Source organism: Moraxella sp. CTOTU47915, assembly GCF_031986685.1.
Classification (GTDB): Bacteria; Pseudomonadota; Gammaproteobacteria; order Pseudomonadales; family Moraxellaceae; genus Faucicola; species Faucicola tetraodonis.
Window position 1 is genome coordinate 341,593 of sequence record NZ_DAMAAE010000001.1, and the last position, 25,319, is coordinate 366,911.

Consider the following 25,319-nt stretch of genomic DNA (forward strand, 5'->3'; position numbering starts at 1 on the left):
GAAAATTCATCCTAAATCTATCCAGAGACTTACTCTAGCATTAATCAATGCTCTAGCATTAACCAATCTCTAGCATTAATCAATGTTATCTGGGCTGCGTAGATTTTTGACCGCAATGCGATCGGCTTGTTTACGGTCACGTTCTGGCTGCATGACAGGTTGGTAGATACCTTGGTCATTGACATGAATACCGAGTGGACGACGTTCTTTGGTAATCGATTCTTGCAGCAGCATGATGGCTTGAATCAAAGCTTCTGGACGGGGTGGGCAACCAGGGATATACACATCGACAGGAATGATTTTATCAACGCCTTGCACCACTGAATACACATCGTACATACCGCCTGAGTTGGCACAGGCACCCATTGAAATGACCCATTTAGGCTCAAGCATTTGCTCGTAGAGACGCTGAATAACAGGCGCCATTTTCATAAAGCAAGTACCTGCCACAATCATCACGTCAGCTTGGCGCGGTGACGCACGAATAACCTCAGCGCCAAAGCGCGACAAGTCATGCACGCCTGTCAATGTCGTTGCGTACTCCACATAGCAGCACGAGGTGCCAAAGTTAAATGGCCACAATGAATGCTTACGGCCCCAGTTGGCAAGGCTATGGGTCAAATCTTCTAATCGCGTCATGACGACGTTTTTATTGACTTCCTCTTCGTCAATAATTTGACGGGTTTGGTCTGGAAATCTGTCGGCATCTGGATTGGCTTTGGTTAATGTATATTTCATAATGCTCGATCACCTTGATTTTTAAAGCAGGATTTCGCTCTATATCACTACAAATGCAAACGACCTTGCAACACAGATTACAAAGTCGGATTATTATTTTACCGCGTTATTGTTTGGGTTTTGGTTCATTGCGCCAGACAACTGGGCCGGGATTTTACCAGTAGGGTCAATTTCTAACTCTTCAACACCATTAAAGCGGGTAATATCCGCCAGATTAAAGCCCGCAGGCGCAGCAGCCAAACGTTTTGGTTTAGGCTTTTTGTCAGCAGGTGACCAGTTAAGCGCCCCTAGTTTGAGCAGATAATATAGACCGATTAACAGCTCTACCACAAACAGCACAACGGTCCAAAATCCCAGCCAACCTGCTTCTCTGACCGATACCGCATAGGTATATAGATATAATGCTTCTAAGTCAAAGATAACAAAGAAGATAGCGACGATATAGAATTTTGCAGATAAACGGATTCTGGCAGAACCAGCACTGACCACACCCGACTCGAAATTTTCTTGCTTTTGAAAGCCTTTAGAAGTACCACCTAACAATCTTGGTACAACAAGCATGAAAATACAAAGTCCTATGGCTGCCAAAATAAATACAATTGCAGACCAATCAATGACTGGAATCATGAGGATACTCCTGGGCAATACGACTAACCGTTACGTAGGTTAAGCAATTCAAGTTGGGACGATATTTTTGATATTTCCACCAAGCCCGTCTGGCTCAAGCGTAATATCACAAAGACGATGGCAGATAACGTCTTAAGAACTATTTTCCTTAAGATTACCTCGTACCAGCTAACAAGCTGCCCCGCTGCACATCCATTGACCATTATTGTAATCGGTGAGTGATTGGCTAGTTACTAAACAGGCTAGTCAAATATATTGCTAAAACCACGATGAAAACCTAATATAAAGTGGCATTACATCACTTTATAAAAATGCGTATTCTAACAAAAGTAACTATATATTGCTGTTAACTGGCTAAAACACGGATAGTTTACTCATTTTATGTAAAAAATGCTAGTAGCAGGGTTCAATCTTCCGTTAATTAACCGTTAATTGAATAGCAACACTTTAGCAAAAAAACCCTGCCATAAGCAGGGTTTATCAGCCAAAAATCATTTAAATAAGGTATTTAATGAAATAGTTAAATACCTTATTGGTTAATCACATCCACGCCTTTAGGTGGCGTGAAGCTAAATTGATTACTGGCAATTGACGTATTGCGTTTCACATTAGAGAATCGAATAGTGGTGGTTTGTCCCAAATTATCATTTAATACCATCATGACAGGATTACCGCTGTTAAAAGCGATACCTAAGCTTTTAAAGTTGGCATTGCCATTTTTTGGATACAGCACATAATAATTTTTTGAGGCAATCGGCTGGGTTACATTAAAACTATTGGCGATTTTGCTAGGATCGCCTGACAAAATCAGTGCTGGGGTATCCCCTACTTGATTGCTCACGCTTTGCTTGGTCGCCTGATTTAAGTCTTTATCGTACACCCAAAGCGTATTGCCATTGGCAACAATCAGTTGCGATGCCGTACCATCGATCTGCCAACGAAACTGGTTTGGACGTTGCACAGCCATGTTACCTGAGAAATTTCTTGATGCCTTACTTAAGCCCTTACCACCCGTGCCAGAGGTGGTTTGACTAAAATTAGCGGTCATACTTTTGACATTTTTAAGTAGGTTATTTAAGTTTGTTGCCGCGCTTGCTGAGTTGGCGACAGCGGCATTGGCTGATTGCATGGCGACTGTCATCGGCATACTGGTAAGCAATAATGCTGATAATGTACCGGTGGCTAATTTACTGATAATTTTATTGGTAGATGTTGTCATGGTAGGTTCCTCATTCAATAAAAATTGTTAAAAGTTTAGAAAAAGTATTCAAAAATAATATTAGCCCAACTGGCTAATCAATCAATTAAAAATTAACAAGTTTAAGCTAAATTCGCTGACCGATATTGTCGCTAAATTTTTCTTACCCTACTAGACGCCCCATGCAATGATTGTTGTTGAAGTTGTAACAAATGTAACAATAGCTGAGTGATAAGAAAGTTTTGACTAGATAATGACTAACCACAGCCAAGCCATTGAAGACTATCCAAAACACGTTAACACGCTTGCTATAAGCAATAAAAAACCCAATAAGTGCGACTTATTGGGTTAATTTGTTTAACAACAAGCTGAGTGATTATTCAGCTGCGCCTTCAACAAATACGTAGCGACGATTGAATTTACCTTTAACAGCAAATTTTACGACGCCGTCAGTTAAAGCAAATAATGTATGGTCACGACCCATACCTACACCTTCACCTGCGTGAAATTCTGTACCACGTTGACGTACAATGATGTTACCAGCAACAACTTGTTGACCGCCAAAGATTTTTACGCCAAGCATTTTTGGGTTTGAATCACGACCGTTACGGGTAGAACCTGCGGCTTTTTTATGTGCCATGTCGATGTCTCCTAGAGATTAATGTGTTTGAAATAGTCAATTAAGCAGTGATTGCTTTGATTTTTAACAAAGTATACCATTGACGGTGACCTTGTTCTTTATGATAGTGTTTACGACGTTTGTGTTTTACAATACGTACTTTCTCACCACGACCATGTTCTACTACTTCAGCTTCGACCACTGCACCGGCAACCACAGGTTGACCAATTTTGATATCGCTGCCATCAACGACCATTAAAACGTCTTCAATTTTGATGGTATCGCCTTTTTCAGCTTTTAGCAATTCAACTTTTAAAAATTCATCTTGAACGACGCGATGTTGTTTACCACCACTTTTGATTACTGCATACATCTTGGTTGCTCCAATAAACCCGTACACCGTGGCTACCAAGGGCGATAACACTTCTACGACGGATACACAGGGAAATATAAGGTCGCGATTTTAACGTTTTTATTGTTTAAAATCAAGAAAAACTTCACGGATGCGGGTGCGATTTTGGCTGATAAATTATTGCGCGTTTCTCAACGTAATACCTGCTCAGTAATACAAGTCGCCAATAAAAATACACAGCTATAACTTACACAAAAAACGGCAGTATGGTATGATTTTGCCGACTTTCACCACAAGCCAAATTTCACGAATTTTCACTCCAAGCTTTGAGCCAACCTATGCTAGACAATCAACAATCAAATCCTACATCCACTGCTATCAATGTGAATGTTACTAAAGACAGTAACAGCACGCCTGTCACCTATCAGCAGATTCAATCTATTATCGCTGACGATTTCGAGATTATGGATAAGCAGGTGTATGGTAGTCTAAGCTCAAAAGTCAAACTGGTCATGTCGGTGAGTCAGCATGTCATCAACGCAGGCGGTAAGCGTATGCGCCCGCTTATTTCGCTGCTTTGCTCACGTATTTGTAACGATCAGCCCTCACAAGCTGCCATGCATTTAGGCGCAATCACTGAAATGCTGCATACCGCAACGTTAGTACACGACGATGTGATTGATGCGTCAGGTATGCGCCGTGGTAAGCCGACCGCGAATGCAACGTGGGATAATGCAACGGCTGTGTTGGTGGGTGACTATCTGATTGCCCGTTCATTTAATCTTTTGGTGGGTTTTGGCTCGTTGCCGTTATTGCAGTTATTCTCAGATGGCACCTGTGATATCGCTGAAGGGGAAGTATTGCAGCTACAACATCAGCATGACCCCCAAGCTACCGAAGCCGATTATATGAAAATCATCGATGGTAAAACCTCTCGTCTATTTATGATGGCAAGTCAAGGCGTGGCTATTTTGGAAAATCGCCCTGAATACAATGACGCCTTCGCCAAATTTGGTCAGCACTTTGGTAATGCCTTCCAAATTATTGATGATATCTTAGACTTTGTCGGTGATAGTGAGGTGCTCGGCAAAAACGTGGGTGATGATATTGCTGAGGGCAAGCCCACCTTGCCGCTGATTAAAGCGCTTGAAATGACCACGGGTGATACGCATGAAAAATTACGGATTGCTATTCAGACAGGTGAAGTGCAAGACACGGGCGAGATTATTGAGATTGTCAAAAACAGCGGCGCACTGGCGTACTGCCGTGACAAAGCGATGCAAGAAAGCGAGATTGCTAGACAAGCCGTGCTGACCTTACCTGATTCACGATATCGCCAAGGTTTACTCGATTTGATGACGCTTGCCAGCCAACGGCTTTATTAATTGTTAATAAAGGCTGTGTGGTGATCAGTTTGATGTCCAATTCGATGGGCGGTAAATAATACGTCATTAAATCGTCATACAAGTTTGCTAATTTTTTGATAGTTTTTTGATTGATACTTTTATCATTAATAATTTTGTGATTGATGGCTTTTTGATGGTTAGCTTTAAGATTATGGATGCTGTATGTCTAATACTATCCCCTCTTCATTATCAGATATTAAACAACAACTTATCGAAGATAAAGCCAAAAAAACTCAAGAACTATCGGCATTAGATACCATTCAATCACTTGCCACGATCGACCCTGCTAACCCCACCACCATTGACATTAAATTTCGACCTTCCAAACACGCGGATTTTATGCAAGCCGCCAAGGTGCACACCCCAAAGTATAAATTCTACGTTGAAGTCGGTGGCGACCCTACCCACCCTACCATCGTACTGATTATGGGGCTAGGCGCGCAAAGCTTGGTATGGCCCAATGAATTCTGCTATGCATTAATCAATGCTGGGTTTCAGGTCGTACGATTTGACAATCGCGACATTGGCAAATCCAGCAAGCTTAAGCACAAAAAACTGACTCCCGCTCATGATTCGCCCATTTATAAAGCCAAATTGCTCGGCAGATTCGGACTGGGTTTACCGCTTAAAAACCTGCAAACACCGTATGATTTGTACGACATGGCAGAAGATGCCTATCAACTGCTCAAAATGTTGGGCATCAAAAAATACTTTGTGATTGGTCAATCGATGGGCGGTATGATTGCGCAAATCATGGCGGTGCGTTATCCACACCAAGTAGAAAAATTGGGACTATTATCCACCAGTAATAATCGACCCTTTTCGCGCCCGCCCGCCATTGAAGCCATCAGGGCCTTTACCCAGCCACTACCCAAAAGCCAAGATGCGGATGCATTGACCCAGCAGTTCGTGCAAACCATCAAGACCATCGCCAGCCCCAACTACTTTGATGAACAAGCGGCGTTCAGCAAAGCTAAAAAACTATTTAAACGACGTTTTTACCCAAAAGGTACGCAGCGGCAGTTACTGGCGATTTTGGCGACGGGGTCACTGGTCGATATTGACAAACAAATCCACCAGCCCACCCTCATCATTCATGGCAAACAAGACAAACTCATTCCATTTAGTCATGCCTATTCGCTTGCCAAGCATATTGCGCATAGTCAATTGATACTCATTGATGAGCTTGGTCACGATATGCCCGTGGCACTGGTCGAGGTATTAGCAAGTTATTTTATTAATCATTTTCGTTATGATAGCCAACTGGGCTAGCTTTTTATGATGTCCAGCATTTGTTGCCAATCCACTGGCAATTTCTTCGGTAATGGCAAATCTTTTTCAAAATAGTATTTCAAACTTGCCATAAAAATAGTTGCCATCATGGTGGCTTGGTAATCAATCGCCTCCGCCGTTAAATAGTCGGTCGCCTTTTGTTTTTTAGCCAGTTCAATAAAGTTTTGCTTACCCATCAAAAACATATCATGATAAAGATTGTGGTGTTGGGTACGGATTTTCCACAGGGCAAGCATCTGTTGGCGGCGTTCAAACAGCTTTTGTGAATGATTTTCCATAATCATTTGTAGCATTTGACTATCAGCATTGAGCCTGTCTTGAAATAGCTGGCTGACTTCCTGCTTGAAATCATCAATCATCTGCCCAGCCAAATCACCCTTACCACTGTAATATTTATAAAAAGTAGCGCGATTGACTTTGGCGCGCTCCAAAATTGCTTGGATAGCGATATCGTTGTACTCCTGCTCGGACAACAACATAATAAAGGCTTCACGGATGGCTTTATGGGTTTTGACAACACGTAAATCAGGTGACTTGTTACGACTTAAAGTCATGCGCAAATGCTTCCTTATTAAAAAAATCTATCAATGGCTTTGACATTTTAAAATTTTTATCCATACAAATAGGCGATAATTGTTGCTTAAACACTTACTTTGTTTAATATTGTTGGTTTCCCAATTGGAGATTTTTTTTTAAAATAATGGCTGCCGATAACTGGTAGTAATGTAGCTATCATTTAGTTATCCTAAAGTTTTGTGTCTTATCGTAAATATTGCAACAACAATGTCGCATTTATTTTATAATATTTTTTTAAAATTCCCTACTTTTTATGAGGTTGGTATGAGATACCCAGTGTTGTTCATGGTGTCATTAGCGAGTTGTAGCTTATTAATCGGGTGTAATAAGTCAGACACAGCAGCCCAGCAACAAAGTGGCGGCGGCGGTGCAGGAGCACAGGCGCAAATGCCACCCACAATAGTCAATGTACAGCCTGTAACATTCCAAACGATTCCACTTACCAAAGAGTTATCAGGTAAAGTTGTCGCCTATCAAGAAGCCACCGTTACGCCGCAAGTATCAGGTATTATTGACCGCCAGTTGTTTCGCGAAGGCACTTTTGTCAAACAAAATCAGCCGTTATATCAAATCAATACTGATAGCTACACCAGTGTACTTGCCGGTAGTCGCGCAAGCCTTGACCAAAGCCTTGCCAGTGTCAATACCGCAAAAGCCAACTATAATAATGCCTTAGCGGTGCTAGAAACCCGCCAAGCCGAACTTGCGCTGGCTCAAACCAATTTAAACCGTCTAAAACAGCTACGTGGTACTGAGGCTATCTCCAGTCAAGAATATGACCAAGGGGCGACCGCCGTGCGTACCGCGCAAGCAGCGGTTAAAAATGCGCAGGCGCAAGTCGGGGTGGCACAAGCCAATATTGATGCTGCCCAAGCAGCGGCTCGCGGCGCACAACAATCAGTGAATAGCAACCAGCTCACCATGAGCCGTACTGTGGTTAAAGCGCCTATCAGTGGTATCACCAGTCGCTCAAATGTCAATGTCGGTGCGCTTGCCACCGCGGGCACGACGCAGATGGTAACTGTTTCTCAGCTCAATCCAATTTATGTCGATATCAGTCAGTCAGCCGCCGAGTTATTGGCGCTTCGTCAGCAATTTGCGGCTGGTAAACTTAGCACACCGCGTACCGCACAGGTTCAGTTAAAGCTCGCCGATGGCTCAACCTACCCGATGGTGGGGCAACTTCGCTTTGAAGAAGCTAAAGTGGATAGTACCACAGGCACGGTCAATCTGCGTGCGGTATTTAGCAATGATAACTTTGTGCTGTTGCCAGGGATGATGGTGAATGCCCAGTTGATTCAAGGTATTATCAATAATGCGGTATTATTACCACAAAGTGCCATTAATCGTACAGCCAAAGGTGAATCAACCGTGTATGTGGTTGACGCCAATAATAAAATCCAATTACGCCCAGTTACGGTTCAAGGCACGCACCAAGGTCAATGGATTGTCACTAGCGGTCTAAAACAAGGTGAGCAAGTGGTGATGGTTGGTGGCGCCAAAGTCAAACCAGATCAGCAAGTCAAAGCCATGCCTTATGTGGCATCGCAGCCAGCCTCAACCGCGGTACCGACCAATGCTTCTACCACGACGACGACCAAAACGACCGTAACAAATAGCTCAACTACCGCCAAAACTGCGCAACCATAAGCACGGGAGATATCATGTCACGCTTTTTTATTGATAGACCCATCTTTGCTTGGGTGATTGCCATGCTCATCATGCTGATGGGTATCTTAGCAATTTTTAAATTACCGATTGAGCAGTATCCACGTATTGCCCCACCTACCATTAGTATCTCAGCCACCTACCCAGGTGCCGCTGCCCAAACCATTGAAGACTCCGTCACTCAGGTGATTGAGCAAAAAATGAAAGGGCTTGATGGATTGATGTATATGTCCTCAAGTTCATCATCAAGTGGCGCTGCGCAAATTACCTTGACCTTTGAGAACGGGACAGATCCCGATACGGCACAAGTCCAAGTCCAAAACAAACTGCAATCTGCCATGAGTTCGCTGCCAGAGATGGTGCAGCGCATGGGGGTCAACGTCAATAAGTCCACGAGTGGCTTCTTGATGGTACTGGCGATGACATCTGAAGATGGCAGTATGGATCGTGCCGATATTGCCGATTATCTCAACTCCAACGTGGTTGACCAGATCAGCCGTGTCGAGGGTGTGGGTAACGTCAACGTGTTTGGCTCTGCGTATGCCATGCGTATTTGGTTAGACCCTGAAAAACTGCGTACCTATGGTTTAATACCCTCGGATATCACCAGCGCAATTCAAGCGCAAAACGCGCAAGTATCAGCCGGTCAGCTAGGACAAACGCCGACTGACGAAGCCCGTCAAGCCATTAATGCCACAGTGACCGTGCAAAGTTACTTACAAACCCCAGAGCAATTTCGTAATATTTTGCTTAAAAGTAATACAGATGGTGCGCAAATTCGCTTGGGTGATGTCGCCAAAGTGGAAATTGGTAGTGAAAGCTACAGCGAGATTGCCCGCTACAATGGCAAGGATGCGGCAGGTATCGGTATCTCACTGTCATCTGGCGCCAATGCTTTAAGCACACGTAACGCCGTAGAAGCCAAACTCAAAGAGCTTGAACCTAATTTTCCTGCGGGCTTAAAAGCCTCGGTTGCTTATGACACCACGCCATTTGTACGTTTGTCGATTGAGGAAGTAGTCAGAACACTTGCTGAAGCGATTGCGCTGGTATTCTTAGTGATGTTCTTGTTTTTACAAAGCTGGCGCGCAACGATTATTCCTACGTTGGCAGTACCTGTGGTAATACTGGGTACGTTTGGTATTTTGTACGCATTTGGCTATACCATCAATGTGTTGACGCTGTTTGCCATGGTGTTATCCATCGGTCTATTAGTCGATGACGCGATTGTCGTGGTCGAAAACGTTGAGCGTTTGCTGGAAGAAAATCCAGACATGACGCCACTGGAAGCCACCCGTGAATCGATGCGCGAAATCAGTAAAGTGGTGATTGGTATTGCCTTGATTTTGTCGGCGGTATTTTTACCGATGGCATTCTTTGGCGGCTCAACTGGGGTGATTTATCGACAGTTCTCAGTGACGCTTATCAGTAGCATGGTACTATCTGCCCTAGTTGCCTTGATTTTCACCCCTGCCCTATGTGCGACTATCCTCAAACGCACTAAAGCCCATGACAAACACAGCGAGCATCAGACCGGTTTCTTTGGCGCATTTAACCGTATGTTTATGCGTCTTAGTGAAGGCTATGAAAAATTTGTGGGTCGCAGTATCAAAATGCGCTGGCTATATATGATTCCTTATGCCTTGGTGATTGCGGCATTGGTGTTCTTATTTACCCGTATTCCAAGTTCATTTATTCCCGAAGAAGACCAAGGTGTGCTGTTGACATTGGTGCAACTGCCTGCCGGTAGTACCCAAAATCAAACGCAAGCGGTTATCGAAAAGGTCAACGCCTATTATAAAACCCAAGAAAAAGACCTTGTGCAGTCTGTATTTACGGTCAATGGCTTTAGTTTTGCCGGTCAAGGGCAAAACATGGGATTGGCATTTATCCGCTTAAAAGATTGGGATGAGCGCCCTGGTAAAGAAAATACCGCACAATCGATTGCCAAACGCGCCATGGGTTATTTTATGACCCAAGTCAATGAAGCCCAAGTATATGCCATTTCACCGCCTGCTATTCAAGGTTTGGGTACGGCAACGGGTTTTGATCTGCAGCTACAAGACTCAGGCAACTTAGGTCACGAAGGCTTATTGCAAGCCCGTAACATGCTACTGGGCATGGCGGCGCAAAATAAACAAGTCAGTGGCGTGCGTCCAAATGGACAAGAAGATTCACCCCAATATAAAGTCAACGTCAACTATGATGCTGCTGCTGCGATGGGTGTCGCGCCGAGCCTGATTAACAGTGTTCTTAGTACCGCTTGGGGTAGTAGCTACGTCAATGACTTTATGGATCGTGGTCGTATCAAAAAAGTGTATATGCAAGGTGAAGCTGAGAGCCGTACCACCCCAGAGGACATCAACAAATGGTATGTACGCAACAGTGATAATCAGATGATTCCGTTTAGCTCATTTGCTACCGGTGAATGGCAGTATGGTTCACCTACGCTAACGCGTTATAACAGCTTGTCATCAATGAACTTACAAGGCAACGCAGCGCCAGGACTGAGTACCGGTCAAGCGATGACTGCGATGGAACAAATGATTGCCAAACTGCCAAAAGGCATCAGTTATGAATGGACAGGTTTATCATTGGAAGAGAAAAAATCTGGCGCCCAAGCACCCATGCTGTACGCCATTTCGATTTTAGTGGTTTTCTTATGTTTAGCTGCGCTGTATGAAAGCTGGTCAATTCCCTTTGCAGTGCTGCTTGTTGTGCCACTTGGGGTATTAGGTGCTGCGCTGTTTACCGGTTTACGTGGGCTTTCAAACGATATTTATCTGCAAGTGGGTCTGCTGACCGTTGTAGGTTTATCAGCCAAAAATGCGATTTTGATTATTGAATTTGCCAAAGAACGACAAGATTTGGGACATAATCTATATGATTCGGTTACGGTCGCTGCTCGCCAACGCTTACGCCCGATTATCATGACATCATTGGCGTTTGGTATTGGTGTGGTGCCCTTATTCTTGGCAACGGGCGCAGGCTCAGGTAGCCAAAATGCGATTGGTACAAGTGTATTAGGCGGCGTGGTCAGTGCAACTATCCTAGGGGTGTTTTTTATCCCAATGTTCTATGTGTGGGTACGCTCACTGATTAAAGGTAACAAACCGCACCACCCCAATGATGGCAATGACGGCAACGTTGGTGACTTACAACCTGTATCACCTTACTCACCTAATCCTGCTGAACCTGTCGCTGTCACACAGCCAACACAGGTGAGTATCTATAAGCCTGATGACAGTTCACAATCCAACCATCAATAAGACATAAATGGGTAAACATTTTACCCATTTAATCTTTTACAATAACAAACACATTATGTTTATACAGGTAAGTTATATGGATTCTACCTTTCGCCTAGTGCCCCTGACTGCCATAGTAGCCACCCTACTATCGCTCAGCGCTTGTCAAACCATTCCAAAAGCCAAAACTGAGCCTGTCGTGGCGCAGCCGCATATCGCAATTAGCCAGCCTTATGAAACCTACGACAGTCAGACCGTCAGCGGTACCAATCAGCCTAGTATCGCGTCTCAGCGTTGGCAGGACTTTTATAGCGATGCCAAGCTAAAACAACTGATTCAATTGGGGTTAGACAACAACAAAGACATCAGTGCCACGATTTTGGCGATTCAAAAAGCCCGCGCACAATACCAAATCCAAGATATCGCAGATGTGCCTACTATCAATAGTTCTGGCTCATATTCTTACGGTGCAACAAATTCAAGAGATGCGAATCCTAGTAGTACTTACAATGTCGGTCTGGCAATGTCAAGTTACGAGTTTGACTTTTGGGGACGTATTGCGAGCCTCAAAGATGCCGCCTTACAAAACTATCTTGCGACCACCGCTGCCAAAGATGCCGCGCAAATTAGCTTGATTAGTAACATTGCGCAAAGCTATGTGGCATACAGCTATAGTCTGGCACAACTGCAACTTGCCAAACAAACCTTAGCCACGCGCCAAGATTCACTTCGCATTAACCAGCTGCGTTTTAAAGCAGGTCTTGATTCACAGCTAACTAGCGTACAAGCCCAAGCGGCGGTTGAAGCCGCCAAAGTGTCTATCGCCCAAGCACAAACCAATTTGTTGACCAACCAAAATGCCCTGCGCTATCTAGTAGGCGCCCCTGTGGATAATAGCCTACTACCCGCAGCGGGCATTAGTAGCATCACTAATAATCGTATTTTTGGCACGGGCTTACCCAGTGATTTATTATTGTATCGTCCTGATTTGCGTCAAGCGGAATATAACTTAAAAGCTGCGGGCGCAAATATTAACGCCGCGCGCGCTGCGTTTTATCCAACGATTAGCCTATCGGGCAATGTGGGTGCGGCCAGTTCAAGCTTAGGCGATTTGTTTAAAACAGGCGCATTTAGCTGGGGTTTTGGACCGAGTGTGAGCTTGCCGATTTTTGATGCAGGTCTACGTAAAGCCAATTACCAAGTGAGTGAAATCGAGCAACAACAAGCGCTAAATACTTATGAAAAAGCGATTCAAACCGCTTTTAAAGAAGTCAATGACGTATTTGCCAATCGCGCAACGTTAAATCAGCAGTTGACCGCGTACAACCAGTCGCTTGCTGCCAACCAAAAATACTATCAAATTGTTCAAGCGCGCTTCAAAGCAGGTTTAGACAATTATTTGGGCGTATTAGATGCACAGCGTTCGATTTATAGCAGCCAACAAAGTATTCTAAATACCAAGCAGTCGCAATTGCTCAGTCAAATTCAGCTATACCAAGTTTTAGGTGGCGGGGTGAGTCGCGATGTACCGCTCGAAACACCCACAGAAAAACATACGAATTTCAGCACCAAGTTGTCACAGGTTGCCAACAATGCCCAGCAAAAAATTACTGATGCAGCCCATCAGCCTAACCAAGCGAGCACTAAAACGACCTCAACAACGACTACTACAACCACCGTCCAACCTTAATAAATTAGACCTCAGGCCTTAGAGTAGCCTTAAGCTGTTATAGTAAAAAACCCACACTGATGTGGGTTTTTTATGGGTTTTTTACTATAAATGGCTGTTTTAAAACGCATAACTGGCGATGCCATGCGCGATGAGTTTTCCTTCATCATTGACCAACATCATCCGCGTGGTACAGCCTTTGCGTCCCATACGAATCACTTCGGCTGTGACCATAAACTCATGACCGCGACCGGGGGCTAGATAATCGACGCGCAAATCGACGGTTGCCATGCGTTTTATTTTTTTGGTCTGCTCTTCAAACGTGCCTTGGTCACGACGATAGATTTCCAGCATGCCTTCAAGCCCGCCTATGGTATCTAATAGCGTCGCCGTCATACCGCCATGCAGAATCTCAAAATTTGGATTGCCGATGAGGGAGGGATTGGATTTGACCTTACCATATACTTTGCCTGCTTCATAATGATAGGTAGTAAAGGTATGCGCCACAAATGGGCTTTGGGACATGATGTTGGCGAGCTGCTGCCCTAGCACATCAATACTAGGTTTGCTGATAGCGTGATGCTCACTGTCTTCATTGAGCTGCAGTTGCGACTCGTTTGCCAAATCAGAATGCTCGTCATTTTCTTTAGACATCGTGTCAGTCATGTTAGTGCTATCAGTCGATGACTGAGCGGCTAATTGATTGGCATTTACAGGGTTTAAACTCACGGCGCCCTCCATGCGTAAGTAGATTGTGTTAAGATAGCTTTTTAAAAAATGATCATTCTAGCAAATTTTGCTTATTTAGCCTTATACAATTTCTGCGTTACTTGATAACATTACTTGATAATAAGTATCACTCGATAATAAGAGGTTTTTATGAGTTATATTTTTAACCGTTCATTCCCCAATACTCGCTTACGTCGCCTACGTTACAACGATAATATTCGCGCCATGGTGCAAGAAACTAGCATTGAACCCAAGCATCTGATTGCACCCGTGTTTGTCATTGAGGGTAAACAGCAGCGCCAAGCTGTGGCAAGCATGCCAGGCGTTGAGCGTTTGAGCGTGGACTTGCTGATTGAGTATGCTAAGCAACTACTCAGTCTAGGCGTCACCACCATTGATTTATTCCCTGTCATTAGCCCAAGCCTCAAATCGCTACAGGCTGAACATGCCTATGATGAGAACGGTCTTGCCTGCACTGCTATCAAAGCAATTAAAGACGCCTTACCTGAGATGGTAGTGATGACTGATGTGGCGCTTGACCCCTATACCACCCATGGTCAAGACGGTATTGTCGACGACAATGGCTACGTGCTCAATGACATCACCGTTGACATACTCGCCAAACAAGCCCTGAGCCACGCCCGTGCAGGGGCGGATATCATCTCACCAAGCGATATGATGGATGGTCGTATTGCCGCGCTACGCCAAGCATTGGATGGAGAAAATTTTATTAATACCGCCATTATGGCGTATTCTGCCAAATACGCGTCTGCGTATTATGGACCGTTTCGGGATGCCGTCGGCAGCGCAGGCAACCTTAAAGGCGGACACAAAAAACAATACCAAATGGATTTTGGTAATCGCGCCGAAGCCCTGCATGAAGTCGCCCTTGACATCCAAGAAGGCGCCGACATGGTAATGGTCAAACCAGGTCAACCTTACCTTGATTTGGTACGCGAAGTCAAAGACACGTTTGGCGTGCCGACTTATGCGTATCAAGTATCAGGTGAATATGCCATGCACATGGCAGCTATACAAAACGGCTGGTTAAGCGAGGACGTTATTTTGGAATCACTGTTAGGGTTTCGCCGTGCAGGTGCCGATGGTATCTTAACTTATTTTGCAATGACAGCAGCCCAAAAGCTCAATCAATAATATCTTAAAATTTGATTAAAACTTAAAGGCGACACTGGTTTATCAATCAGTGTCGCCTTTTTTTGATGTTACATTTATTAACTTAAAAGCATCGAGCGCTATAACGAGCCCTATAAAAACTTACTTAATGTCATAGAGAATAACAAATCTGTTAACTTTAATTATTTTTTTACCCATTTATTTACTAAATAGAAACTTAGTTTATCCCTCAATTTCATGCACAATAAGGTAAAGCAACAATATACACTTTTATTTACCCCTATTGACTAAGCTTACTAATTTTGGACGAGTCATTTTTAGCGTTTTGCAATAATTGATTACTTTTTGGCATTATATTTTTGAAAAAAATAAGCAGATAATGAGGTTAATAACAAATAAAAGACGAGAGTGGTATCTGCTAGCTGATTAATCGAGGATAAGATGATGAGTAATGCACCAATTTCTAATAGTTCGATTGCTAATAGCCCAATCAAAAACGCCATGATGGCAGTGGCTATGATGTCATTTTTGGCACTCAGCTTTAAACTGTCAAGCGATTTGACAAAGGATACTCAGCCATCGATAAGTCCGACTGATGCGGTTGTTAGTACCTTAAATCAGCCGAGCCAACAGGTGGTATTGTCTACCCATAATTAATATATTGTTATTAGTTCAATCAATAGAAGATGCGATGCCGCATCTTTTTTTTATGGCAGTCATTGACGACCACCGGCTTATGGATTATTGCACGGATTAATTCTTAAAATTTTACCGTCAACTATGCCCTTATCTTTTGCGCTTTAGACTATAATAGTCGATTGTCCATTTTTTACTGAGCAACTTTTATTAACGGTGGAAGCGACTATGAGCCAATTAAACCCTCGCCAACAAGAAGCCATGCAATATGTCTCTGGACCCTTGCTGGTATTGGCAGGTGCAGGTTCGGGTAAGACATCCGTGATTACTCGTAAAATCGCTTATCTGATTGAAGAGTGCCAAATGCCAGCTGAGCGTATTACCGCGGTCACCTTTACCAACAAAGCGGCTCGCGAGATGAAAGCCCGTGTGCAAAAATTATTACCGAGTGACAAAACCAAAGGCTTAACTGTCTCGACTTTTCACCAATTTGGCTTGCAGTTTTTACGTTACGAGTTATTGCATACACCGCTTAAAGGCAATTTTTCCATCATGGATGCCGAAGATAGCAAGCGGCTGTTGATGGATTTGATGGTGCGAGACAACATGAGCGGTGCCGAGAGCCGCGAATTGGTCGGTAAAGCTATCAAAATGATTTCGGATTGGAAAAATGACCTAGTCCCGCCTGAAAAAGCAGCGGATACGCTGACCGACCCTGAAGATATGCTATTTGCAACGCTGTATCAACTCTACGAGCGTAACCTACGTGCCTACAATGCGGTGGATTTTGATGACTTAATTGTGATGCCGACACGGCTGTTGCAAGAAAATACCCAAGTACGTGATAAATGGCAAAATCGGATACGCTATCTATTGGTAGATGAATACCAAGATACCAATACCGCGCAATATGAATTGATTAAACTGCTCGTTGGCGTGCAGCCGCGTTTTACGGTGGTGGGTGATGACGACCAATCCATCTATGCATGGCGTGGGGCAAAACCTGAAAACATGGCATTGCTGCAAGAGGATTTCCCCAAATTAAAGGTGGTTAAGCTTGAGCAAAACTATCGCTCGACGTCGCGTATTTTGCACGCTGCCAACTCAGTGATTACCAATAATGAGCATTTATTTGAAAAAAAATTATGGTCAGATAAAGGGCATGGCGAGCTGATTCGCATCATCAATTGTCGTAACGATGATGATGAAGCAGAGCGCGTTGCCAAAGAAATCATCACCCACAAACTTCGCAACGCCAATGAATGGCAAGATTATGCGGTACTGTATCGTAGTAACTTTCAGGCGCGTATGTTGGAAGCTCAGCTACGTCAGCTGCAAATTCCTTATAAGTTATCAGGCGGCACGTCGTTTTTTGCCCGTAGTGAAATCAAAGACATTATGAGCTATTTGCGCTTGATTCTAAATCCTGAAGACGACAGTGCCTTTTTACGCATTATCAATACCCCAAAACGTGGGCTTGGACCTGCCAGCCTTGAAAAGCTCGGATTATTTGCCCAAGAACACCAAGTCTCGCTCTTGATGGCAAGTGGTCATAGTGGACTGACGCATGTATTACCCAAAAAAGCCAGTGGTGAGCTTAAAGAATTTGCTGATTTTATCGAGCGTTATACCCAAGAGCTATACCAGCATCCCGACCCTGTGCCGCTGGTCAAGCAAATGATTGATGAAACTGGCTATATTGATTTGGTACGAAGCGAAGCAAAAACCCCACAGCAAGAAAAAATTCGTATTGATAATATCGAAACCCTTTACGCCAGTATCCAAAACTTGATTAGCCGCGCGGATGATGACGATGATCGCACCATTGATGCGGTCATTCGTAAGCTTGTGTTACTTGATATGCTAGAGCAGCAGCAGGAAGAGGAAAATACCAATAAAGTCAATCTGATGACGCTACACGCCGCTAAAGGGCTTGAGTTTGATTATGTCTATATCATGGGACTTGAAGAAGAACTATTACCGCATAAAAACTCCATTATTGCTGAATCCATCGAGGAAGAACGACGTTTGATGTACGTGGGGATTACCCGTGCCCGTAAAGAGCTGACCATGACGATGGCTGCACAGCGCCGTGCAGGCGGGCAAATGAAAACCACCACCCCTAGCCGATTTATCGACGAACTGCCGGCAGAACATATCGATGCCCCTGGCATGAAAAAATCAGCGGCAGCGCACCAACCCAAAAAAACCGCAGAGGATTATTTGGCCAATATTCAAGCGTTACTCAAAAGCAAAGCCGCCAAATAATTAATTGATAAAAAAACGGCATAAAAGAAAGGGCGTAGAGGAAAGGGCAAAAAAGGTGACTTTAAGTCCTTTTTTTATGCAAAAACAGCCCGTATGACAAATATTTGACCCAAGCATCCAAGTAAATGTAACTAAATATTTCTTAGAAATAGGATGCTTGACAGGAGATGTAACAAAAAATTTCAAATAAGTAGCTTATTTACCTTTTTGGCAAATTTCATTTCATAATTTAACGTCCGACCTGTTAAACACAGACAGTAATCTAAATTTATTTTGCTATGATGGCTTTAACAAAACAAGCAGGGCAATATTTGAATTCCAAAGATTCAAATTAACTTAACTAATAATTTTACATGGCTTGTTATGATGCTTTTCAAAAAACTTCTAAAGGAGAAGACGATGAAAACTTTAAATAAAACCCTTTTAGCCTTAATTGCAGGTACAGTTGTGACTGCAGGTGCAAACGCTGCCCTTTATCAAACCAATACTGTGGGTTACGCAGGTCAACCCTATGTAGGTGTTAAAGCGGGTCAATTTAATACTGATGTTGACCGTCTTGATACTGACAACCAAACCGCTTATGGTGTGTATGCAGGTTATAACTTTACCCCTAACTTTGGTGCAGAAGTAGAATATGTGGATTCTTCAAAAGAAGATCTAAAATATAGCGGTACGAAAAGAGGTGAAATTAGCACTAACACGGCGGGTTTATATGGTACTTATAAATACCAATTTCCAGCATCGAATGTTTATGCCAAAGGTAAATTAGGTATTGCGCAAACCCAAGTTGATTTTGGTGATGATAAATATGACAAGTCGGGTGTAGCAGGTGGTGTCGGTTTAGGTTATAACCTTTCGCCAAATGCATCTGTAGAAGCTGAATATACGCGTCTGCCTTCAGTTGACGTAACAAATAATGTTTCAGTGGATTCAGACTTAGTCACTGTCGGTGCTCACTATAAATTCTAATTGAATTGATAGATGAATAGTGAATAAAAAAGAGTAGCCTATGGCTGCTCTTTTTTTTGGTTTCTTTTTTGGGTTAAGAAAACTTACCTTGGTATTCGCTTAGTATTTACTCAGTATCGTGCCATTTAGGTTTATAATATAGTGGTTTTTATACATTTTTTTATAAATTTAAGAAAAGTTGGTAAGCATGAAGCAAGTACAAGTCAAGATTTTAAGCCCTAAAATTGGTAATGATGATAAATTTCCCCTACCTCATCGGGCGACAGACGGCTCGGCGGGTATAGATTTGCGCGCTTGTATCGATGAGCCTATCACCATAAAAGCTGGTGAAAGCCAGTTGATTGGTACAGGACTCGCCATCTACATCCAAGACCCGGATTATGTCGGTTTTATCATGCCGCGCTCAGGGCTGGGACATAAGCATGGCATTGTACTGGGTAATCTGACGGGTGTGATTGATGCGGATTACCAAGGCGAATTAATGGTCTCTATCTGGAACCGTAGTCAAACCGATTATGTGTTACAACCTAGCGAGAAAATGGCGCAGTACTTGGTCGTGCCGATTGCGCGTCCGACTTTTGAAATTGTAGCGGAGTTTTCTGATATCAGCGTACGCGGTGAAGGCGGTTTTGGTTCTACAGGTACTCATTAATTGTTACTGTTTTCTCATTTTTTTTAACAATTTATAACAGAGTATTTGATTATTTTGCCAAATTTCAATGCTATGATTCTGGTGGTATAAAATCAGTTAGATGTTTTTTTATGAATACTCTGTTTATTCATCCTTTCCTCCCACAAAAATCTCTTTTTAAAGCTTACGATATTCGGGGTGATGTCACCTTATTTACTGATGATTTTGTGTGGTCATTGGCAAGGGTATTTGCTGAGCTTTTTGTCTATGCTCACCAAACGACAGCAACAACGCCAACTTTAGCGGTGAACAAACCTACGGTTGTCATCGGCTACGATGCTCGCCACCAAAGCCAAGAAATTGCCAAATATATGGCGTATGCTTGCCAGCAAGCCGGTCTAGTAGTGCAGTGGTTGGGATTGACAACCACGCCGATGATGGCATTTATGGCACAGCAATTTTCCGGTAATGGGCTGATGGTCACCGCCAGTCATTCGCAAAAACATATCAATGGCATTAAATGGCTTATCAATCATGAGTCGCCAAGCGGTGATGATGTGCAGCAGCTTTATGAGGCTTTAATTGGCTACAAAGCCATCGTGCCTGATGACAGGCTTATTGATGCCATCAGGCAAACCCACTATTCAACGCCCAAAGATTTTTTTGCAGCTTATATCCAAGCTATCCAGCAGGCTTTTACTCACATCAATCAAGCCAAACTCACTCAGACCACCTATTTTCATGCCCCACAGCAAATTGTCATCGACTGTATGCATGGTGCGACCAGTGATTTTGCAGAGGCTCTATTTAGCCAGCTTGGCTATTATTGCATCATGCTAAACGCCTCCCCCGATGGCAATTTCCCCCAAGGTAACCCAGACCCAACGCAATCCAATCGCTTGACACAATTAGCTCACACAGTCAAAGCTACAGGCTCAGATATTGGCTTGGCTTTTGATGGCGATGGCGATCGGGTGATGGTAATTGATGCACAGGGTCAGATGATTAGCCCTGACAATTTGCTTTATCTACTCTCTCGCATTGCCATTGAAGAATTGCCCAGTACGTATACATCAACTGATAAAAAAGTCATTTTTGATGTCAAATGCTCGCATCACGTACCCAGTCTCATCGCTTCGCATGGTGCCACCCCGATGATGACCAAAACTGGCAGTAGCTTGATGCGAAAGTCGTTACAAAACAAATCAGACAACGCGATTTTTGCAGGTGAGTTATCAGGGCATTTTATTTTTAACGATGGCTATTTTGTGCTACATGACGACGCCATGTACGCAGCTGCCCGCTTGCTCAATTGGCTGAGCCATCAACCTATCAGCCTTAACGATATTCTAGCAAGTTTGCCCATTTGTATTAGTACGGCAGATATGTACTTACCTATCGCCGATAACCATTATGGTCAAACCGTGATTGCTCGTATCACGGCACTGGGGAAAAAGCCGTTTAAACGGTTAAAATCCTCATTTGCGGTCAAAAATGTCAATACGATTGATGGGTTGCGCTTGGATTTTGCGGAGGGATTTGGTATTTTACGCAAGTCAAATACGGGCAGTTTTTTGACCGTGCGTTTTTCTGCCAATGACGTTGCTGAGCTGCGGCATATTCAATCTATTTTTGTTGACTTATGCCGTACGATTGATGACAACCTTGCCGAACAAGTCGCACAAATTCAGCCTGTATAAACACCGCTGTTAAAAACGCATTTTAAAAAACGTCTCTAGCAAAATTATATAAGGATTTGAAATGGCATTAGATCTTGAGCAGGCCATGCATACCGCTGACGTATTGACCGAAGCACTACCCTACATCCAGCGTTTTGAAGATAAAGTGATGGTGGTCAAATACGGCGGCAATGCTATGACTGATCCGATATTAGAGAGTTCTTTTGCCAGAGATATCGTCATGTTAAAGACTGTAGGCATTCATCCTGTGGTGGTCCATGGCGGCGGTCCACAAGTCGATAACTTGCTTAAAGAATTGGGGCGCAGCTCTGACCGCATTGATGGCATGCGAGTGACCGATAAAGCCACCATGGATGTGGTGGAAATGGTACTTGGTGGTAGCGTCAACAAATCTATCGTCAATCTCATCAACAAACACGGTGGTCGTGCTATTGGCTTAACGGGTAAAGATGCCAGTCTCATTCGCGCTAAAAAATTACCGATGACCAAAACGGATGAACAAGGCAACCAACAACAAATTGATTTGGGATTTGTGGGTGATGTGGTCAGCATCAATCGCGATGTGATTGATTTGATGATTGCCTCTAACTTTATTCCTGTCATCGCACCGCTTGGCGTGGATGATGAAGGCAATACTTACAATATCAATGCCGATGTGGTGGCGGGGAAAGTCGCTGAGTTCATGCTCGCGGAAAAACTGATTTTACTCACCAACATCAAAGGGGTGCTTGATAAAGAAGGCAATGTTGCCACTGGACTTACCCCAAGCAAGGTGGATGAGATGATTGCCGATGGCACTATCTCTGGCGGCATGATTCCAAAAATCAGCTATGCACTAGAAGCGGTAAAAAACGGGGTAAAAAGTGCGGTGATTGTCGATGGTCGTGTTCCTCATGCGACTTTGCTAGAGGTCTTTACCGATAAAGGCGTTGGCACCCTCATCAGCCGCCATCCTTGAAGTAACTTTTGCGTTACTTCTGGATTATTTCTGAGTTGTTTTTGGGTTAATAAACCGCTGATTTAAGCGGTTTTTTTTCGCTCACGATATTGGTCAAATATTGTGCTTATTAGCAATATTACCTCTCTCAACAATAATCGCCCAGTTGCGCTAATCTTTATACCAACGATAGGATATATTTTAGTATTACAACACAAATGTAGTTGGTATTTTTTCTAATATTGACTATCATGACTATTTTAATTTGCAAATTTATATAATGTTGCAAGCGGCTGTAGCGGATAGTAGCAATTATTTAAAGTTGATATTCACGTACCACTTACCAAGGACTATTGGGATGTCGCAAAAATACTTTATGGCTTATTGTAGTGAGATAACGCTAACTGCAGCGTTAAATCAACATACGTTTACCCACATTCTGAACCAGTCGATTAAAAATAATACCCGCTCTGGTATCACTGGTTTTTTGCTGTACGATGCCGGTAAGTTTTTTCAGTATTATGAAGGCGATGAGTTAGCATGTGTAAACTTGCTGCATGCTTTAAAACAAGATAATCGCCACACCCATATCAAAATCATTGGTCAAGGCTATATTTCAAACGCCGTATTTGACAACTGGTTTATGGGTTGTTTTGATTTATCCAAGCATTCCTATCTCTTTAAACACCATGCTTTTATCGAATCATTTGATGTCTATAGTTGGTGTATGCAAGAAGTCGTCAAGCTGATTGATATCATGTCAGAGCAAAGAATCACTTACATCACGCCGCAAAAACCTATCAAATCACTGTTTAGTAAACGCTTTATGCGTATTCGAAATTTCACCCTGCCGTTTCAAGGTTAGTGGCTAATGTCAAATCTACTAAATCGAGAAATTAAGCTAGCTATCAGGGTTTGTAATAATCAGGAAGTTAAAACGATATTATTGCCACCCGTAAAAATAAAAAACCTATTGATAACAATAGGCTGATTAAAATAAGCATGGCAAACCGATAAGCCGGGTTCTGTCTAGGACGAACATTCATCTAGGCGTATCGTTACCAATACGCTCAAGCAACCTACCCGTGTCCAACGCGGGCAACGCCATACGGACACCTATTTGGTCTTGCTACGAGTGGAGTTTACCTTGCCATGAACTGTTACCAGTCATGCGGTGGGCTCTTACCCCACCCTTTCACCCTTACCTTATTGCTAAGGCGGTCTACTCTCTGCTGCACTTGTCGTAGGCTTACGCCCCCCAGCCGTTAGCTGGCACTCTGCCCTGTGTAGCCCGGACTTTCCTCCCCTTACCCACTGTAAACAGGGACAAGCAGCGTTCGTCTGGTCTGCCAAGGCAAGCATTATAGCAGGCTTTATCTATTTAGTCACGGTCAGCAGGCAACGCATACGTACCGACTGCATGCGCCACAGGTCTGTCATCACCTTCTGAATAAATCAATACATCGCCTACCGCAAGCGTGCGCCCGACTTTGATAAGCTGGCATTTGGCGATAAGGTTGGCTTGTGCAGAGGGTTTTCGCAGAAAAGACACGTTAAGATTGGTAGTCACTGCCAATGGCACGATACCGATTTCACCCAAAATAGCCACATATAGCGCCACATCGGCCACTTTCATCATCACAGGCCCTGATACCGTGCCACCCGGTCGTAATTCATCATCACCGATAGGATGGGATACAATGGCTTGACCGTTACCAACCGATTCGATATGGCAGTTGGCTTGGGGGAAAGATTGCTTCAGAAAAGCACTCAGTTCTGCTTTATTGGCGGGCATAGACATTCCTTATCTACAATAGCGTTGTTAAAAATCGACGCTGTGAAAATAGCAGTTGTGAAAATTTATTGACTGGTTTTAGTTTGGGTGATGCGCTCAAATTTGAGCAGCAACTGCGCTGGCGTCTCTAGATAGTTGGGATCTTTTGGGATACAATCAGGTACAGGACAAAACAGCGAACACTGCGGCTCATCAAAATGACCGACACACTCGGTGCACAGCGCAGGGTCAATCTCATAAATCAACTCGCCCACATAAATCGCATCGTTGGGGCAAAGGGGCTCGCAGACATCGCAGTTGATACATTCATCAGTGATTATTAATGCCATAGCTTTTAAAACATTTACCAAGAAACGGTTATTTTACCACGACTTACCAACCCTGTTGTTTTTTTCGTTCAAACGCCTCTTCGACACATGGCGGTACAAATTTACTCACATCACCGTCTAATTTGCCAATTTCGCGCACCAGCGTTGAGGAGATAAAAGAATATTGCTGCGATGGGGTCAAAAACACCGCTTCAAAATTTGGGTCTAGTTCACGATTGAGATTGGCGAGCTGAAATTCATACTCAAAATCTGACATTGCCCGTAGTCCACGCAGTACACCGGTGGCTTGTTGATTTTTTGCCAAATCCACCAACAACCCATCAAAGCCAATCACAGATATATTGCTCAAATCTTTATCATGACAGGCTTTTTCTACCAATCCAATCCGTTCCTCTAAAGTAAATAGCGGTTTTTTATGATGCCCAATCGCCACTGCGACAATCACCTCATCAAACAGGCGGCAAGCGCGTTTAATCAAATCAAGGTGCCCTTTGGTAATCGGGTCAAATGTACCCGGATAGATAATTTTAGTATAAGGGGTGGCAAGTGGCTGGCTGGCTGCTGACATGGCTGTCTCTTTATGATAAATAATGCGCTATTTGGCGCTAACAATACGGCTAAAACAAAGATTGCTAGTTTGTTGCTAATCCTAGCAAAATTTGACCCCAATTAACAATCAAATCTCACTATCAATTTGTGTTTAGCGTGTTATCATGACAGCTTTGCAGCATTTTACCCAAAGCTTAATGAAAAATTAGGGTAACGCCTAGCAATCAAAAACTTAGTAATGAAAAACC

General features: G+C 43.4%; 23 protein-coding genes and 1 other RNA gene. 13 read left to right on the top strand and 11 right to left on the bottom strand.

Annotated features, from left to right (window positions below; genetic code table 11):
- Positions 1-75 precede the first annotated feature (75 nt).
- The 5 genes from RTL34_RS01545 to rplU form a co-directional block, all read right to left on the bottom strand.
- Positions 76-738 carry a NuoB/complex I 20 kDa subunit family protein gene (locus RTL34_RS01545; protein ID WP_007115468.1) on the bottom strand — a complete coding sequence of 221 codons (663 nt, stop codon included), beginning with the start codon at positions 736-738 and terminating at the stop codon, positions 76-78.
- A gap of 93 nt (positions 739-831) precedes the next feature.
- Positions 832-1,365 (bottom strand): NADH-quinone oxidoreductase subunit A, encoded by a 534-nt coding sequence (gene ndhC / locus RTL34_RS01550; RefSeq protein ID WP_159374373.1) that lies wholly within the window; start codon positions 1,363-1,365, stop codon positions 832-834.
- A gap of 529 nt (positions 1,366-1,894) precedes the next feature.
- The gene (gene lolA, locus RTL34_RS01555; protein ID WP_312114024.1) at positions 1,895-2,584 is read right to left on the bottom strand and encodes an outer membrane lipoprotein periplasmic chaperone LolA; all 690 of its coding nucleotides are present in this window, start codon (positions 2,582-2,584) and stop codon (positions 1,895-1,897) included.
- Between the two features lie 355 nt (positions 2,585-2,939).
- On the bottom strand, positions 2,940-3,203 hold the full coding sequence (gene rpmA / locus RTL34_RS01560; protein ID WP_036591251.1) for a 50S ribosomal protein L27: 264 nt from the start codon (positions 3,201-3,203) through the stop codon (positions 2,940-2,942).
- 40 nt (positions 3,204-3,243) lie between these two features.
- A complete protein-coding gene (gene rplU / locus RTL34_RS01565; protein WP_062334263.1) occupies positions 3,244-3,555 on the bottom strand; it encodes a 50S ribosomal protein L21 in 312 nt (103 codons plus the stop codon).
- A 443-nt stretch (positions 3,556-3,998) separates the two neighbouring features.
- On the opposite strand from rplU, the gene RTL34_RS01570 reads away from it, so the two are divergent.
- Both RTL34_RS01570 and RTL34_RS01575 read left to right on the top strand, forming a co-directional pair.
- Complete coding sequence (locus RTL34_RS01570; protein ID WP_312114258.1) at positions 3,999-4,919, top strand: polyprenyl synthetase family protein; 921 nt, start codon at positions 3,999-4,001, stop codon at positions 4,917-4,919.
- 183 nt (positions 4,920-5,102) lie between these two features.
- On the top strand, positions 5,103-6,212 hold the full coding sequence (locus RTL34_RS01575; RefSeq protein WP_312114028.1) for an alpha/beta fold hydrolase: 1,110 nt from the start codon (positions 5,103-5,105) through the stop codon (positions 6,210-6,212).
- Here the strand turns inward: RTL34_RS01575 and RTL34_RS01580 are convergent.
- Positions 6,209-6,787: a TetR/AcrR family transcriptional regulator gene (locus tag RTL34_RS01580; RefSeq protein WP_312114030.1), complete on the bottom strand. Its 579-nt coding sequence runs from the start codon at positions 6,785-6,787 to the stop codon at positions 6,209-6,211. The genes RTL34_RS01575 and RTL34_RS01580 overlap by 4 nt on opposite strands.
- A 286-nt stretch (positions 6,788-7,073) precedes the next feature.
- On the opposite strand from RTL34_RS01580, the gene RTL34_RS01585 reads away from it, so the two are divergent.
- The 3 genes from RTL34_RS01585 to RTL34_RS01595 all read left to right on the top strand — a co-directional run bounded on the left by RTL34_RS01585 (position 7,074) and on the right by RTL34_RS01595 (position 13,415).
- The gene (locus RTL34_RS01585; RefSeq protein ID WP_312114032.1) at positions 7,074-8,459 is read left to right on the top strand and encodes an efflux RND transporter periplasmic adaptor subunit; all 1,386 of its coding nucleotides are present in this window, start codon (positions 7,074-7,076) and stop codon (positions 8,457-8,459) included.
- A 14-nt stretch (positions 8,460-8,473) separates the two neighbouring features.
- On the top strand, positions 8,474-11,746 hold the full coding sequence (locus tag RTL34_RS01590) for an efflux RND transporter permease subunit (RefSeq protein WP_312114033.1): 3,273 nt from the start codon (positions 8,474-8,476) through the stop codon (positions 11,744-11,746).
- Positions 11,747-11,822: 76 nt separating this feature from the next.
- Positions 11,823-13,415: an efflux transporter outer membrane subunit gene (locus tag RTL34_RS01595; RefSeq protein WP_312114035.1), complete on the top strand. Its 1,593-nt coding sequence runs from the start codon at positions 11,823-11,825 to the stop codon at positions 13,413-13,415.
- A 99-nt stretch (positions 13,416-13,514) separates the two neighbouring features.
- Here RTL34_RS01595 and RTL34_RS01600 read toward each other — a convergent pair whose 3' ends face one another.
- Positions 13,515-14,123, bottom strand: coding sequence for a thioesterase family protein (locus RTL34_RS01600; RefSeq protein ID WP_312114037.1), 609 nt, complete (start codon positions 14,121-14,123; stop codon positions 13,515-13,517).
- A 150-nt stretch (positions 14,124-14,273) separates the two neighbouring features.
- Between RTL34_RS01600 and hemB the strand changes: the two genes are divergently transcribed.
- The 8 genes from hemB (at position 14,274) to RTL34_RS01640 (ending at position 23,263) form a co-directional block, all read left to right on the top strand.
- Positions 14,274-15,278 (top strand): porphobilinogen synthase, encoded by a 1,005-nt coding sequence (gene hemB / locus RTL34_RS01605; RefSeq protein ID WP_278932168.1) that lies wholly within the window; start codon positions 14,274-14,276, stop codon positions 15,276-15,278.
- A gap of 423 nt (positions 15,279-15,701) precedes the next feature.
- Entirely contained in the window at positions 15,702-15,914 is a 213-nt protein-coding gene (locus tag RTL34_RS01610) for a hypothetical protein (RefSeq protein ID WP_050324060.1), read from the top strand.
- A 207-nt stretch (positions 15,915-16,121) separates the two neighbouring features.
- On the top strand, positions 16,122-18,161 hold the full coding sequence (locus RTL34_RS01615; RefSeq protein ID WP_312114041.1) for a UvrD-helicase domain-containing protein: 2,040 nt from the start codon (positions 16,122-16,124) through the stop codon (positions 18,159-18,161).
- A 399-nt stretch (positions 18,162-18,560) separates the two neighbouring features.
- Positions 18,561-19,130: a porin family protein gene (locus RTL34_RS01620; protein ID WP_312114042.1), complete on the top strand. Its 570-nt coding sequence runs from the start codon at positions 18,561-18,563 to the stop codon at positions 19,128-19,130.
- A gap of 187 nt (positions 19,131-19,317) precedes the next feature.
- Positions 19,318-19,782 carry a dUTP diphosphatase gene (dut, locus tag RTL34_RS01625; protein WP_062334233.1) on the top strand — a complete coding sequence of 155 codons (465 nt, stop codon included), beginning with the start codon at positions 19,318-19,320 and terminating at the stop codon, positions 19,780-19,782.
- A gap of 110 nt (positions 19,783-19,892) precedes the next feature.
- A complete protein-coding gene (locus RTL34_RS01630) occupies positions 19,893-21,461 on the top strand; it encodes a phosphomannomutase/phosphoglucomutase (RefSeq protein ID WP_312114043.1) in 1,569 nt (522 codons plus the stop codon).
- A 61-nt stretch (positions 21,462-21,522) separates the two neighbouring features.
- Positions 21,523-22,419, top strand: coding sequence for an acetylglutamate kinase (gene argB, locus RTL34_RS01635; RefSeq protein WP_065252347.1), 897 nt, complete (start codon positions 21,523-21,525; stop codon positions 22,417-22,419).
- A 337-nt stretch (positions 22,420-22,756) separates the two neighbouring features.
- Positions 22,757-23,263 carry a BLUF domain-containing protein gene (locus RTL34_RS01640; RefSeq protein WP_050324054.1) on the top strand — a complete coding sequence of 169 codons (507 nt, stop codon included), beginning with the start codon at positions 22,757-22,759 and terminating at the stop codon, positions 23,261-23,263.
- A gap of 133 nt (positions 23,264-23,396) precedes the next feature.
- Here RTL34_RS01640 and rnpB read toward each other — a convergent pair.
- From rnpB to coaD, 4 genes are all read right to left on the bottom strand, one after another.
- Positions 23,397-23,751, bottom strand: an RNA gene (rnpB, locus tag RTL34_RS01645) — RNase P RNA component class A.
- A 28-nt stretch (positions 23,752-23,779) separates the two neighbouring features.
- Positions 23,780-24,193, bottom strand: coding sequence for a PaaI family thioesterase (locus tag RTL34_RS01650; RefSeq protein WP_007115445.1), 414 nt, complete (start codon positions 24,191-24,193; stop codon positions 23,780-23,782).
- Positions 24,194-24,258: 65 nt separating this feature from the next.
- A complete protein-coding gene (locus RTL34_RS01655) occupies positions 24,259-24,522 on the bottom strand; it encodes a YfhL family 4Fe-4S dicluster ferredoxin (protein WP_007115444.1) in 264 nt (87 codons plus the stop codon).
- Between the two features lie 43 nt (positions 24,523-24,565).
- Positions 24,566-25,090: a pantetheine-phosphate adenylyltransferase gene (gene coaD, locus RTL34_RS01660; protein WP_051500269.1), complete on the bottom strand. Its 525-nt coding sequence runs from the start codon at positions 25,088-25,090 to the stop codon at positions 24,566-24,568.
- Between the last annotated feature and the right edge of the window lie 229 nt (positions 25,091-25,319).